This is a genomic window from Nocardia sp. NPDC060255, from assembly GCF_042727395.1.
Taxonomy (GTDB): Bacteria; Actinomycetota; Actinomycetes; order Mycobacteriales; family Mycobacteriaceae; genus Nocardia.
Window position 1 is genome coordinate 228,672 of the sequence record NZ_JBHXAU010000002.1, and the last position, 12,962, is coordinate 241,633.

Here is a 12,962-nt window from a genome sequence, read left to right on the forward strand (position 1 = left end):
GTAGTCAATAGACCGCCGGTCTGAAATACTGGTGGCATGGTCGGATTCCAACGCGCACGCAGCGAAGAACAGCGAGAGGTGCGCAGACGCGCCATCCTCGACACGGCGGCGGCGATGCTGGCGCAGATGCCGGTGGCCGAGGTCGGCCTGAACGAGCTGGCCCGCCGAGTCGGGCTGGCCAAGTCGAATGTGTTGCGCTACTTCGACTCTCGCGAGGCGGTACTGCTCGAGCTGCTCGACGTGTCTTATCGGGAGTGGCTGGTGGCGCTGACACCCGAGCTCACGGACACCACGGGCGATCTGCCGACCCGCCGCGACCGGCTGGTCCGCGCCATCGTCACCTCACTCGCCGAGAACCCCGTGCTCTGCGATCTGTTCAGCTCCCAGGCGGCCGTCTTGGAGCGCAATATCTCCCCCGATGTCGCCGCCCAGTTCAAACGCGCCTCGATCGCCACGACCGGTGACTTCGCGAACCTGGTTGCCCGGCTGATCCCCGAGTTCGGCGCGGAACGCTCGTGGAAATTCTGTGCCGCGGCATTGCTCACGGCCGGCTCGCTCTGGACGCACAGCCATCCCTCGGCAGCCATGCTCGCCGCCTACCAGCAACACCCCGACCTGGCCGCCGCCTGCATCGACTTCACCGACACCGGCACGGACCTGCTGAACATCCTCGCCGTCGGCCTGCTCGCCACCGACACCTGAGCGCGTTGCCCGGAAAGCCACGCGGATCGTCACGGCGGGGCCTACCTTGGTGGGCATGACGCCGCTGCAGCGCTATATCGCGGAAGAAATCGCACTCGATCACGCGGACGGCCTACTGAATCGCCGCGAGGCGCTGCGACGGCTAGGCCTGCTCGGGTTCGGTATTCCGGCGGCCGCGGCGCTGCTCGCCGCCTGCTCCAGCCAGCACAACGATCAACCCGTCACTTCGCAACCACCCTCTGCCGCAACACCATCCACGCCACCAGGGGCGAGTTCCGCGCTGCCGACGACACCGATTACCTTCGCCGGCCCCGACAATCGTCAGTTGCAGGCCGCCTGGGCCGAGGCCGCGCAGCCTCGCGGCGGCGTGCTCGTCATCCATGAGAACAAGGGCCTCACCGACCACATCCGTTCGGTGACAGGACGATTCGCCGGAGCGGGCTACTCGGCCCTCGCCGTCGATCTGCTCTCCGAAAAGGGCGGCACCGCCGCCTTCACCGACCCGGCGCAGGCCACCGCCGAGCTCAGCAACACCCCGCAGGAGCAGTTCATCGCTGACCTGCGTGCGGGTCTCGATGAGCTCGGAAGGCGTGTGCCCGGCAAGAAGCTCGGCACAACAGGGTTTTGCTTCGGCGGCGGCCTGGTCTGGTTGTTGCTCGCATCCGGGCCGTCGGCGCTCGCCGCGGCAACGCCGTTCTACGGACCGTTCCCCGACAACGGCGACCTTTCCGCCTCGAAGGCCGCCGTGCTCGGCATCTACGCGGCGGCCGACACCCGCGTGGACGCCACCCGCCAGGCCGCCGAGGACGCACTCAATCGGGCGGGCGCGCCGCACGAGATGTGGGTCGCCCCGAATGCCGATCACGCGTTCTTCAACGACACCGGGCCCCGCTACGCACCGGCCGCCGCGACCGAGGCCTGGCGGCGGGTACTGGATTGGTACGGAACACATCTGGGCTGATCAGCAGGCGGTGAGGAAGTCCTGGAGAGGCGCGGGATCCGTTGCGACGACACCGATGTAGCCGTCGGGCCGGACGAGGACCAGCGTGCCCGGCCCTGCTGGATCGATGTCGTAGTTGCGGAAGGCGGCACCGACGGTTGACGCTGTGACGTCGACCTCGCCAGGTTCGAGCACCCGCCCGCGTACCCGATCACCCTGTGCGCGAACAACTTCGGCAACAGCCCCGGCGGTAGCGGCACCGAACCCGAGCACCGTGAAATGGGTGCCGCGGAACAGGTCGAACAGGCGGGAGTCACCGCACTGAGCGTCCGGTGCACGGTCGCCCGCTCGCACCGCGCCCGGCGTCGCACGGGTATCCACGGCCAACGGTCCGCCACGGTAGTTGACCTTCAGCTGGAAGATATCCAGGCTGCCCTGCCCCGGTTCCGCGTCTCGAAAGTCCCGCCGATGCGAGCGCGTCGTCACGTCGAGCACCCGGGCCGCGATCGGAAACCGCTCGGCCTCATAGGTATCCAGCAGCCGGTCCGGCGCGCCCGACAGCACGGCCGCGAGCTTCCAGCCGAGGTTGTAGGCATCCTGCACGCTGGTATTCAGTCCCTGCCCGCCGGACGAGGAGTGCACGTGCGCCGCGTCACCGGCCAGGAACACCCGGCCGACCCGAAAACGGTCCACCATGCGGACATTCACCCGGTACACCGAGATCCAGTTCAGGTCGTACAGCCGGATATCCGAGCGGCCGGACCGTTCGTCGAGAATCTTCTGCACGGCCTCCAGGGTCAGCTCGGGCACGTCGTCCGCGGTCATGTTGGCAATGAACTGGTAGTAGTCGGTCCCCGGCATGGACCACAGCGAAAAGCGTTCCTGCACATTGCCGGTCGTCAACATATGACAGTAGGTACCGGTCAGGCCCTCGGCCTTGACATCGCCGATCAAAGTGCGCTCGGTCGCGAAGGTTTCGCCCTCGAAGCCGACGCCGAGCGTCTTGCGCACTGTGCTGCCGCCGCCGTCCGTACCGACCAGATACCGGGCGCGCACGTGCTCGAGGGCGCCGTCGCGGCGCAGGGTAGCCATGACGCCGGTGTCGTCCTGGACGAAATCGACGAGCTCCGTGTTCAATTCGAGGCGGCCGCCGAGTTCGAGCAGCCGGTCCCGGAGCAGTTCGTCGGTGCGCCACTGGGGCAGGATCCACGCGTTCGGATAGGGCACGCCGTCAACGCGTTCGAGTGGCGCGAGTCCGAGCATCTCCTCCACCGTCCGCGTCGATCTCACCTGAGTGTCCACGTACATGCGGAACGACGGGAACGGCGCACCGTTGGCGACCACCGCGTCGATCAGGCCGAGATCGTCGAACACCTCCAGAGTCCTTGGCTGTAAACCCTTTCCGCGCGAGCCGGGAAAGAGCCCTGCGGCCTTGTCCACCACCAGACATTCGATCCCGCGCCTTGCCAGTTCGCAACCCAGCGTCAGTCCGGTCGGTCCGGCGCCCACGATCAGCACCGGTAGATCTGTAGTCATCTGTCTTCTTTCGGGAAAGTTCGGGTGAGGATCGGCAGCAGCAGCTCGTCGACCAGGTCGGCGAGGAACGCTCGATCCAGGGGTTCGCCGAGAAACATCCGGCGCATGATCTGACCTTCCGAAACCTGGTGTGCCAGTTCGGTTGCGGTGCCCTCGGGTAATTCGCCGCGAGCGACGGCGCGCTCGACGACGGTGCGGAACGGGCCGAGGTCCTCGTCCGCGACGTGCTCGCGCAGCGCCGCCGCGAGTTCGGCGTCCACCCGCATGGCGTGCATCAGGCCGGTCATCATGGTCACGTAGTGCTCGTCGACCTGCGCGGTGAGGCCGACGAGCGCCGCGATCAGATCCCCGCGCACCGTCCCGGTGTCCGGAATGTCCGCGACGTACTCGGCATCGTGCGCGTCCATCGCCGCCTTGACCAGCGCGGGTTTGCCCGGCCAGCGCCGATAGATGGTGGCCTTGCTGGCCTGTGCCCGTGTCGCGACGGCATCCATTGTCATTGCCGCATAACCGATTTCGCCGAGCAGCTGATACGTGGCGGCAAGTATCGCCTGCTCGCGTTCCGCGCCCCTGATCACAAGCCCTCCAAGTGAACGGTACGGTTTCGTTCACTTCAAAAATAGCCGAAGACCGGCGACAGGCACAAGGCCGATTACAGAATTTGATCGCCGAGCGCGACGTCTCGGCAGGCCTCGAGCAGCGGGTGCAGCCGCTCCATGGCATTGGTGCGCACGGCGAGCACCGTGGGCAGCGCGAGCACACCCGGCGTGCACACGGGCAGGAAGGCCACCCGGCTGCTGTGCAACAGCCGTGCGTGCGGCGCGTAGAGGACGGTCCATCCGGCGGCACCGGCGCCGAGTGCGGCGAGGGTGTCCTGGATCGAGACTTGCTCAGGGCCGAGCACCGGTTCGAATCCCGCTTTGCCGCACGCGGTCAGCACAAGATCATCGAGCAACGCGTTGTTCTGCCGGTTCGTCAGATAGAGCGGCAGCTCGGCGAGCTGAGCGAGATCGACACACCGGTCGGCGGCCGAGGGATGATCGGCGGGCAGCGCGACGACCAGTTCGTCGTACCACACCGGAATCTGCTGCACGCCCTCCGGCGCGGCCACCTCGCCGCGCAGGAACGCCGCGTCCCACTCGTGCTCCGACACCTTCCGCAGCCGCTGCCCGAGCGCCGCCGACGTCAGTTCCACCTTCACCCCGGGCGCGCGGTACTTCAGCGCGACGAGCAGCCGCTCCAGCCGCTCGCCCATCCCCCGGCTGGTGCCGATGCGCAGCACGGTCGGCGTGGTCAGGAAGTCCGCAACGCTGGTCCGCGCCCGTTTCTCGGCCGCGAGCACCTTCTTCGCGGCAGGCAGGAACGCCGCCCCGGCCTCGGTGAGCCGGACGCTGCGAGGCGACCGTTCCAGCAGCACGACGCCGAGCTCGCGTTCGAGCCGGCCGAGCTGCTGGCTGACTGACGATTGCACAATCATCAGCCGTTCCGCCGCCCGACCGAAATGTAGCTCCTCGGCCACCGCGACGAAATACCTCAGTTGACGAAGTTCCATGACCTCAACGTGGTTCGGGGACAAGACTGGGTCAGGCTACCGCCCGGGGTGCGCGGCCAACCGATGTGGCATCGTCCCGCGCGCCGCGCACACACAAATATCGTCGGAGGTGCCCGCGTGAGTTGTCCGGAAGTCAGGTCAGCACGTCGTCGTATTACCGGTGTCGCGGCCGCCGTAATACTGGCCGTCAGCGTGATCTCGGCGTGTGCAAGCGGCGACAAGCCCGCGCCCTCCCCCGCGACCGTGCAGAGCACCACGCCCAGTAGACCGTCCGGCGCGCCCGACCTCGGCGCGGCAGAGGAGATCGCGCACGGGATCGAGGTGCCGTGGGGGCTGACCTTCCTGCCCGACGGCAATGCCCTGGTGGCGGAACGCGACAGCGGGCGCATCCTGCGGATCGGGTCCGGGCATGCGCCGGAGCAGGTGTACCAGGTGCCCGGTGTCGTCGCGAGCGGTGAGGGTGGCCTGCTCGGTCTGGCGTTGTCGCCGCAGTATGCCGAAAACCATTACGTCTATGCCTACTTCACCGCCGCATCCGATAATCGGATCGCCCGATTTCGACTGGATGGAGCGCCGGAGGTGCTGTTCGACGGGATTGCCAAGTCGGCCAATCACAATGGCGGCCGGATCGCGTTCGGCCCGGACGGGCTGTTGTATGCCGGGACCGGCGACGCGGGACAGAGCGCGCGGTCGCAGGATCCGGCGAGCCCCAACGGGAAGATTTTGCGGCTGACGCCGGAAGGACAACCGGCGCAGGGCAATCCGACCGAGGGATCGCCGATGTACAGCCTGGGGCATCGCAATGTGCAAGGCCTGGCCTGGGACCGTGACGGGCGGCTTTTCGCGGCGGAATTCGGGCAGAACCGGTTCGACGAGATCAATCTGATCGAGCCGGGACACAACTACGGATGGCCGACGGTCGAGGGCGTCGGCGGCGCGGATCGCGGGTTCACCGACCCGTTGGTGACGTGGACGACATCGGAGGCTTCGCCGTCGGGAATCGCGATCGCCGGAGACACGTTGTACGCCGCGGCATTACGAGGCGAGCGGCTGTGGACCGTGCCGCTGCGGGACGGCGCGGTCGGCCAGCCCCGAGATGTGTTGCGGGGCAGCTACGGCCGGTTGCGCACGGTCGCGGTCGCGCCGGACGGCGCGCTGTGGCTCACCACGTCCAATACCGACGGCCGGGGCAACCCGCGGCCGAATGACGATCGCGTGCTTCGTTTCCCGGCGCGATGAGTCAGTCGAACATCGGGACGCGGACCGGCTGCCCCAGCCGCCACACCGCGTAGGTGAGCGGCACACCCGGGCGGTAAGCCAGGTGGGTGACCGACGGTGCGTCCAGCACTTGCAGATCCGCGCGGGCACCGACGCGCACGACACCGACATCGTCGCGGCGCAACGCTCGCGCGCCGCCCGCGGTCGCCGCGTGCACCGCCTCGGCCACCGAAAGTCCCATCTGCAGTACAGCGGTGGCGACGCAGAAGGCCATCGAAGTGGTGTACGAGCTGCCGGGGTTGGCGTTGGTGGCCAGCGCGACGGTGGCACCGGCGTCCAGCAATGCGCGGGCCGGTGCGAGGCGCTGCCTGGTGGACAGGTCGCAGGCGGGCAGCACGGTGGCGACGGTGTCGGAGGACGCGAGGGCCTCGATGTCGGCGTCGGTCAGGTAGGTGCAGTGATCGACGCTGGCCGCGCCGTGCCGCACCGCCAGTTGGACGCCGGGGCCTTCGCCGAGCTGATTGCCGTGCACCCGCAGGCCGAGGCCGCGCGCGTGCGCGGCGCGCAGCACCCGATCCGACCGCTCCTCGTCGAAAGCGCCTGTCTCGCAGAAGACATCGGCCCAGCGCACGTAGGGTGCGACAGCGTCGAGCATCTCGCCGCACACCAGATCGACGTACTTGTCGGGGTCCATGTCGACCGGGACCAGATGAGCGCCCAGGAAGGTCACCTCATCGGCGGCCGCCGCGGCGAGCTTGGCCGAGCGGAGTTCGTCGGCGACGTTGAGTCCGTATCCGGTCTTGGTTTCCAGGCAGGTGGTGCCCTGCCGTCGCGCCTCGGCGATATGCCTGGCCAGGTTGACCGACAGTTCGTCGTCGGACGCGCCCCTGGTGGCGGCGACGGTGGTGGCGATGCCGCCCGCGCGATACGGCCGTCCGGCCATCCTGGCCTCGAACTCCGCAGTGCGATCGCCCGCGAAGACGAGGTGGGTGTGGCTGTCGACCCAGCCGGGCAGCGCGGCCCGGCCGCCGAGGTCGACCTGGTCATCCGCCGCGGGAGCGGCGTTCGCCGGGCCGATCCAGGCGAATCGCTCGCCGTCGAGGACCACCGCCGCGTCGCGCAGCGGGCCGTCCTCGGTGTTGGTGGTGAGTTCGCCGATGCCGGTGATCAGGGTCGACACAATGCCTCGATTTCCTTGCGCAACACGGTTTCCGGATGGGTCACCCGCAGGTGGCGGTGCTCGGACACGACGGGACGGCCCGCGACGAGCACCGAGTGCACGTCGCTCGCGGTCGCGGCGAACAGGGCGGCGGCGGGGGCCGTGCCCGCGGTGCGGATCGAGTCCAGGTCGATGGTGACCAGGTCCGCCGCCGCGTTCGGCGCGATCCGGCCTGCCTCGGGCCAGCCGATGGACGCGTGATCGGTGGCGGCGCGGTACAGCTCGGCCGGGCTGAATCGGCCGCGGGCCCGGCTGGCCAGCCGCTCGTCGAGTTCGAGGGCGCGCCACTCCTCGAAGGCGTCGATCAACGCGTGACTGTCGGTGCCGAGGCACAGGCCCACGCCCGCATCGGACAGCGCGCGGGCCGGGCCGATGCCGTCGCCGAGGTCGCGTTCGGTGGTGGGGCAGAAGCACACGCGGGTACCGCTGTCGGCGAGCAGGGCGATGTCGGCGGTCGTGAGGTGGGTCGCGTGCACCGCGACCGTCTGCGGCCCGAGCAGGCCCGCCTCCGCCAGCAGCGCGGTCGGCGTGCGTCCTTGTGCGGCAGAGCAATCGGTGTTCTCCGACGGCTGCTCGGACAGGTGGACGTGCACCGGCCGGCCCGCGGCCGCCTGAGCGACCACCGGGAGCGCCGCCGCGGGCACCGCGCGCACCGAGTGAGCGGCGACGCCGGTCCGAACGAGCTCCGGTTTCGGCGCGAACGCGGCGGCGCGCTCGGCCCACGCATCGACGCTGCCATCGCTGAAACGGCGTTGGTGCTCCCCCAGCTCCACGCCGAATCCGCCTGCCAGATAACACGTATCGAGCAGAGTGAGCCGAATGCCCGCATCCTCTGCCGCCGCCGCGAGTGCTGCGCTCATCGCGTTCGGATCCGCGTACCGCGCACCACCCGGCGCGTGATGCAGGTAATGGAACTCGCCGACACTCGTGTATCCCGCCAACACCATCTCGGCGTACACCCCGCGCGCAAGCCGATAGTAGGAGTCGGGATCCAGTTGCGCGGCAACGGCATACATGCGTTCACGCCACGTCCAGAACGTGCCCTGATCGTGCTGCGTGCGTCCACGCAGCGCGCGGTGGAAGGCGTGTGAGTGCGCGTTGGCGAAGCCGGGGATCGTCATGCCCGGCAGCACCGTGCCGGTCCGTTCGGTGTCGCGGGTGACCGACTGGATCGTCGCGCCGGTCACCTCGATCGTCACCGCCGCGGCCGGCCCCTCCGGCAGCCAGGCGTATTCGGCCCAATAGGTGCTCATCCGGCCAGTTCCTCCAGCACCCGCGCGAGACTCTGTGCGCCGCTGTCGATGTCGGCGGGCTCGGCATACTCCTCGGGTGCGTGGCTGATCCCGGTCGGGTTGCGCACGTACAGCATGCCGGAGGGCACGTGCGCGGCGAGCACGCCCGCGTCGTGCCCGGCGCCGGTGGGCAGTGCGGGCACGCCGCCGAGCACCGTGTCCATCCGGCTCCGCAGGGATTCGTCGAAAACGACGTCGTCCGAATAGGACTCCTCGGTGACGGTGAGCCGGCACCCTTCCGCCTCGGCGGCGGCGCGCGCCGCCTCGGTGATGTCCTCGACCAGCGCCGCGGTACGGCCGTCACCGGCGGCCCGGGCATCCAGCCACAGATCCACGCTGGACGCAATGACATTCGTGCCGCCCGGATTCGGTACCAGCCTGCCGACTGTGGCGCGTGCGTCCGACATCGCGGCGGCGGCCCGTCGCGCGGCCGCCACCACCGTCGCGGCCGGGAGCATCGGATCGTGTCGATCGACGAGCCGGGTGGCACCCGCGTGATTCCCCTGGCCGGAGAACGAGAACCGGTACCGCCCGTGCGCGATGATGCTGCTGCCGGTGGCGACCGGACTGTCCAGCTCGATCAGCCCGCGCCCCTGCTCGACGTGCAGTTCCACGAAACAGCCGATCTGGGCGAGTGCCTCGGGATCGGCACCGAAACGCTTCGGATCATGCCCGGCCTTCACGGCCGCCTCGGCGAGCGTAATGCCCTCGGCGTCGCGGAGACCGCGCGCCCGATCGGCATCGATAGCGCCGGTGAGCAGCCGGGAGCCGAGGCACGGCACACCGAACCGCCCGCCCTCCTCCTCGGCGAACACGAGCACCGCGAGCGGCCTGGCCGGCGCGAAACCCTTGCCCTGCAAGATCTCCACCGCCGCGAGCGCGCTGGCCACACCGAGCGGACCGTCGTACGCGCCGCCACCGGGCACCGAATCGAGATGGCTTCCGGTGACGACCGCGCCGGGCCCTGGGCTTCCCCACCAAGCCCAGATGTTGCCGTTGCGGTCGGTGTTCACGTCCAGGCCGCTGTCCAGGGCCTGATCGATGAACCAGTCCCGCAGCTCGAAGTCGGCGTAGTCGTAGACGTGCCGCGAGTAGCCGCCGCGCCGGGAATCCCGTCCGACGCCGGCGATCTCGGCCATCAACTGGTTCACGCCCACCGCGTCGCTCCTACCGTGCTCTGGGATTTGGTTCACGGCGCCTCGTGCATCGGAATGCGGACACCGCGCTCGGCGGCCACCTCGGCCGCGCGGTCGTAACCCGCGTCCACGTGCCGGATCACGCCGGTGCCAGGGTCATTGGTGAGCACGCGCTCGATCTTCTGGGCCGCCAACGGTGTCCCGTCGGCCACACACACCTGCCCGGCGTGGATGGACCGGCCCATGCCGACACCGCCGCCGTGATGGATGGACACCCACGTCGCGCCGGACGCGGTGTTGAGCAGCGCGTTGAGCAGCGGCCAGTCCGCGATGGCGTCGGAGCCGTCGGCCATCGACTCGGTCTCCCGGTACGGCGAGGCGACGCTGCCGGAATCGAGATGATCGCGGCCGATCACCACCGGCGCGGACAGCTCGCCGCTGGCCACCATCTCGTTGAAGCGCAGCCCGGCCAGGTGCCGCTCACCGTAGCCGAGCCAGCAGATGCGGGCCGGAAGTCCTTGGAAGGCAACACGTTCACTGGCCATCCTGATCCAGCGGCGCAACGATTCGTTCTCCGGGAACAGGTCGACGATGGCGCGGTCGGTGGCCGCGATGTCCTTCGGATCGCCGGACAGCGCCGCCCAGCGGAACGGGCCCTTGCCCTCGCAGAACAGCGGACGGATGTAGGCGGGGACGAAGCCGGGGAAATCGAAGGCCCGGTCGCAGCCGCCGAGCGCGGCCTCGCCGCGCAGCGAGTTGCCGTAGTCGAAGACCTCGGCGCCCTTGTCCAGGAAGCCGAGCATGGCCCCGACGTGCTCGGCCATCGATTCGCGGGCCCGATCGGTGAACTCGTCCGGCTTCTTGGCCGCGTAGTCGGCCCAGTCCTCGACGGCGATGCCGCGCGGCAGGTAGGCCAGCGGGTCGTGCGCGGAGGTCTGGTCGGTGACGATCTCCGGGTCGAGCCCTTGCGCGAGCAGCTGCGGCAGCACCTCCGCCGCGTTGCCGATCAGGCCGACGGACAACGCCTTTCGCTGCCTGCGCGCGTTGGTCACCCGCACTACCGCGTCGTCGAGGTCGGTCGCGATCTCGTCGAGGTAGCGCTCCTGCACGCGGCGCTGGGCGCGGGCCGGGTCGCATTCGATCACCAGCGCGACGCCGCCGTTCATGGTGACCGCCAGCGGTTGCGCGCCACCCATCCCGCCGAGACCCGCGGTCAGTGTGAGGGTGCCGGCCAGGGTGCCGCCGAATCGCTTGTCCGCCACCGCCGCGAACGTCTCGTAGGTGCCCTGCAGGATGCCCTGGGTGCCGATGTAGATCCACGAGCCCGCGGTCATCTGCCCGTACATGGTCAGGCCGAGCGATTCGAGCCTGCGGAACTCCGGCCAATTCGCCCAGTCACCAACGAGATTGGAGTTGGCGATCAGCACCCGCGGCGCCCACTCGTGCGTGCGGAACACCCCGACCGGCTTGCCCGACTGCACCAGCAGCGTCTCGTCGGTCTCCAGCGTGGTCAGCGACCGGGTGATCGCGTCGAAGCTGGCCCAGTTGCGGGCCGCCTTACCGGTGCCGCCGTACACCACCAGATCCTGGGGCCGCTCGGCCACCTCCGGATCAAGGTTGTTGTGCAGCATCCGCATTGCCGCCTCGGTCTGCCAATTCTTGGCAGTGAGCTGCGTGCCCCGCGCCGCCCGAACTATCCGACTCATAGAACCAACCTCCAATGAATTGCTACCGCGAACCAGACCCGGCCGCGGCAAAGTTCGACAAGCCCCGCTGTCACGATCCGTTGGACGAAACGAAATGGGGCGCGACCGCGCGGGTGAGCTCGCCGGAGCGGATGAGCGCCTCGGCGGCGGCGATTTCGGGAGCGAGATGACGATCGGAGCCGGGGCCCTCGACCTTGGTGCGCAGCAGGGCCAAGGCCGCGCCGGTGGCGGGCGCCGGACGCAACGGCGCGCGGAAGTCCAGTGCCCTTGCCGCCGTGAGGTATTCGACGGCGAGCACGGTGGTCAGGCCGTCCACCGCGGTGCGCAGCTTGCGGGCCGCGGACCAGCCCATCGACACGTGATCCTCCTGCATCGCACTGCTGGGGATCGAGTCCACCGACGCGGGCACGGCCAGCCGCTTGAGCTCGCTCACCACGGCGGCCTGGGTGTACTGGGCGATCATGTGCCCGGAGTCGACGCCGGGATCGGCGGCCAGGAACGCCGGAAGACCATGCGACCGTGCGACATCGAGCATCCGGTCGGTGCGGCGCTCCGCCATGCTCGCCACGTCGGCCACCGGGATGGCGAGGAAGTCGAGCACATAGGCGACGGGCGCACCGTGGAAGTTGCCGTTGGATTCCAGCCTGCCGTCGGCGAGCACCACGGGATTGTCTACGGCGGAAGCCAATTCGCGACCGGCCACCAGTTCCGCGTGCGCGACGGTGTCCCTGGCCGCGCCGTGCACCTGCGGCGCGCAACGCAACGAGTAGGCGTCCTGTACCCGATTGCAGTCCGGCCCACGGTGACTGGCCACGATCTCCGAGCCGGCCAGTGCGGCACTGATCCGCGCCGCCGAGCTGGCCTGGCCGGGATGCGGGCGCAAGGCCTGCAGGTCGGCGGCGAACACCCGGTCGGTGGCCAGCAGCGCCTCCACGCTCATGGCCGCGGTGAGGTCGGCGACGTCGAGCAGCATGTGCAGGTCGGCCAGCGCGAGCACCAGCATGCCGAGCATGCCGTCGGTGCCGTTGGTCAGCGCCAGGCCCTCCTTCTCGGCCAGCACGACCGGCTTGATTCCGTTAGCACTCAAGGCCGTTGCCGCGTCCGTCACGTTTCCGGCGGCGTCGGTGACCTCGCCCTCGCCCATCAGCGCCAAGGCCACCGCGGCCAGCGGCGCGAGGTCGCCGGAACAGCCGAGCGAGCCGTATTCGTGCACGATCGGGGTGATGTCGGCGTTGATCAGCGCGGCGAGCGTCGCCGCGGTCTCCGGCCGGATCCCGGTGTGGCCGGTCGCCAGGGTGCGCAGCCGCAGCACCATCAGCGCGCGCACCACCTCCCGCTCGACCGGGCGGCCCGCGCCCGCCGCGTGCGAGCGGATCAGCGAACGCTGCAGCGCGACCCGGCTCTCCTGCGGAATGTGGCGGGTCGCCAGCGCGCCGAAGCCGGTGGACACGCCGTAGGTCGGCACCGTCCCCGCGGCCAGCGCGTCGACGTGCGCGCGGGCCAGCGCCAGCCGGTCCTGCGTCGCCTCGCTGAGACGGACCTTGGCGCCGAGCCGCGCGACCGCGACGACCTGTTCCCCGGTCAACGGTCCGTCGAGTGCCACGGTGGGTAGCTGTGCAGTTTCGGGCATGGGGTCCATTCCACCGTCGCGGCGGGCAGTG

At 69.5% G+C, this 12,962-nt stretch carries 11 protein-coding genes; 3 read left to right on the top strand and 8 right to left on the bottom strand.

What is annotated here, in order from left to right; translation table 11 throughout:
- The first annotated feature begins 36 nt into the window (after positions 1-36).
- Both ACFWF1_RS06880 and ACFWF1_RS06885 read left to right on the top strand, forming a co-directional pair.
- Positions 37-702 carry a TetR/AcrR family transcriptional regulator gene (locus tag ACFWF1_RS06880; protein WP_379286083.1) on the top strand — a complete coding sequence of 222 codons (666 nt, stop codon included), beginning with the start codon at positions 37-39 and terminating at the stop codon, positions 700-702.
- Positions 703-757: 55 nt separating this feature from the next.
- Complete coding sequence (locus ACFWF1_RS06885; RefSeq protein WP_379286085.1) at positions 758-1,663, top strand: dienelactone hydrolase family protein; 906 nt, start codon at positions 758-760, stop codon at positions 1,661-1,663.
- On the opposite strand, the gene ACFWF1_RS06890 is transcribed toward ACFWF1_RS06885, so the two are convergent.
- The 3 genes from ACFWF1_RS06890 to ACFWF1_RS06900 form a co-directional block, all read right to left on the bottom strand.
- A complete protein-coding gene (locus tag ACFWF1_RS06890) occupies positions 1,664-3,178 on the bottom strand; it encodes an FAD-dependent monooxygenase (protein WP_379286087.1) in 1,515 nt (504 codons plus the stop codon). It lies immediately after the preceding gene.
- The gene (locus ACFWF1_RS06895; RefSeq protein WP_379286089.1) at positions 3,175-3,756 is read right to left on the bottom strand and encodes a TetR/AcrR family transcriptional regulator; all 582 of its coding nucleotides are present in this window, start codon (positions 3,754-3,756) and stop codon (positions 3,175-3,177) included. The genes ACFWF1_RS06890 and ACFWF1_RS06895 overlap by 4 nt, the downstream gene beginning before the upstream one ends.
- Before the next feature lie 74 nt (positions 3,757-3,830).
- Positions 3,831-4,730, bottom strand: coding sequence for a LysR substrate-binding domain-containing protein (locus ACFWF1_RS06900; protein WP_379286090.1), 900 nt, complete (start codon positions 4,728-4,730; stop codon positions 3,831-3,833).
- A gap of 117 nt (positions 4,731-4,847) precedes the next feature.
- Here ACFWF1_RS06900 and ACFWF1_RS06905 point away from each other — a divergent pair, with 117 nt between their 5' ends.
- A complete protein-coding gene (locus ACFWF1_RS06905; RefSeq protein WP_379286092.1) occupies positions 4,848-5,969 on the top strand; it encodes a PQQ-dependent sugar dehydrogenase in 1,122 nt (373 codons plus the stop codon).
- Position 5,970: 1 nt separating this feature from the next.
- Here ACFWF1_RS06905 and hutI read toward each other — a convergent pair whose 3' ends face one another.
- From hutI to hutH, 5 genes are all read right to left on the bottom strand, one after another.
- On the bottom strand, positions 5,971-7,128 hold the full coding sequence (hutI, locus tag ACFWF1_RS06910) for an imidazolonepropionase (protein WP_379286093.1): 1,158 nt from the start codon (positions 7,126-7,128) through the stop codon (positions 5,971-5,973).
- Positions 7,116-8,420, bottom strand: a complete 1,305-nt coding sequence (locus ACFWF1_RS06915; protein ID WP_379286095.1) for a formimidoylglutamate deiminase — start codon at positions 8,418-8,420, stop codon at positions 7,116-7,118. Before ACFWF1_RS06915 ends, hutI begins: the two co-directional genes overlap by 13 nt.
- Positions 8,417-9,616, bottom strand: coding sequence for an allantoate amidohydrolase (locus tag ACFWF1_RS06920; protein WP_379286097.1), 1,200 nt, complete (start codon positions 9,614-9,616; stop codon positions 8,417-8,419). The genes ACFWF1_RS06915 and ACFWF1_RS06920 overlap by 4 nt, the downstream gene beginning before the upstream one ends.
- A 32-nt stretch (positions 9,617-9,648) precedes the next feature.
- Positions 9,649-11,301 carry a urocanate hydratase gene (hutU, locus tag ACFWF1_RS06925; protein ID WP_379286099.1) on the bottom strand — a complete coding sequence of 551 codons (1,653 nt, stop codon included), beginning with the start codon at positions 11,299-11,301 and terminating at the stop codon, positions 9,649-9,651.
- Positions 11,302-11,371: 70 nt separating this feature from the next.
- The gene (gene hutH / locus ACFWF1_RS06930) at positions 11,372-12,931 is read right to left on the bottom strand and encodes a histidine ammonia-lyase (protein ID WP_379286101.1); all 1,560 of its coding nucleotides are present in this window, start codon (positions 12,929-12,931) and stop codon (positions 11,372-11,374) included.
- Positions 12,932-12,962 lie beyond the last annotated feature (31 nt).

Coding starts and splice junctions, on each gene's coding strand:
- hutH (WP_379286101.1), bottom strand. CDS start 12,931: ATGCCCGAAACTGCACAGCTACCCACCGTGGCACTCGACGGACCGTTG.
- ACFWF1_RS06885 (WP_379286085.1), top strand. CDS start 758: ATGACGCCGCTGCAGCGCTATATCGCGGAAGAAATCGCACTCGATCAC.
- ACFWF1_RS06915 (WP_379286095.1), bottom strand. CDS start 8,420: ATGAGCACCTATTGGGCCGAATACGCCTGGCTGCCGGAGGGGCCGGCC.
- ACFWF1_RS06880 (WP_379286083.1), top strand. CDS start 37: ATGGTCGGATTCCAACGCGCACGCAGCGAAGAACAGCGAGAGGTGCGC.
- hutU (WP_379286099.1), bottom strand. CDS start 11,301: ATGAGTCGGATAGTTCGGGCGGCGCGGGGCACGCAGCTCACTGCCAAG.
- ACFWF1_RS06890 (WP_379286087.1), bottom strand. CDS start 3,178: ATGACTACAGATCTACCGGTGCTGATCGTGGGCGCCGGACCGACCGGA.
- ACFWF1_RS06900 (WP_379286090.1), bottom strand. CDS start 4,730: ATGGAACTTCGTCAACTGAGGTATTTCGTCGCGGTGGCCGAGGAGCTA.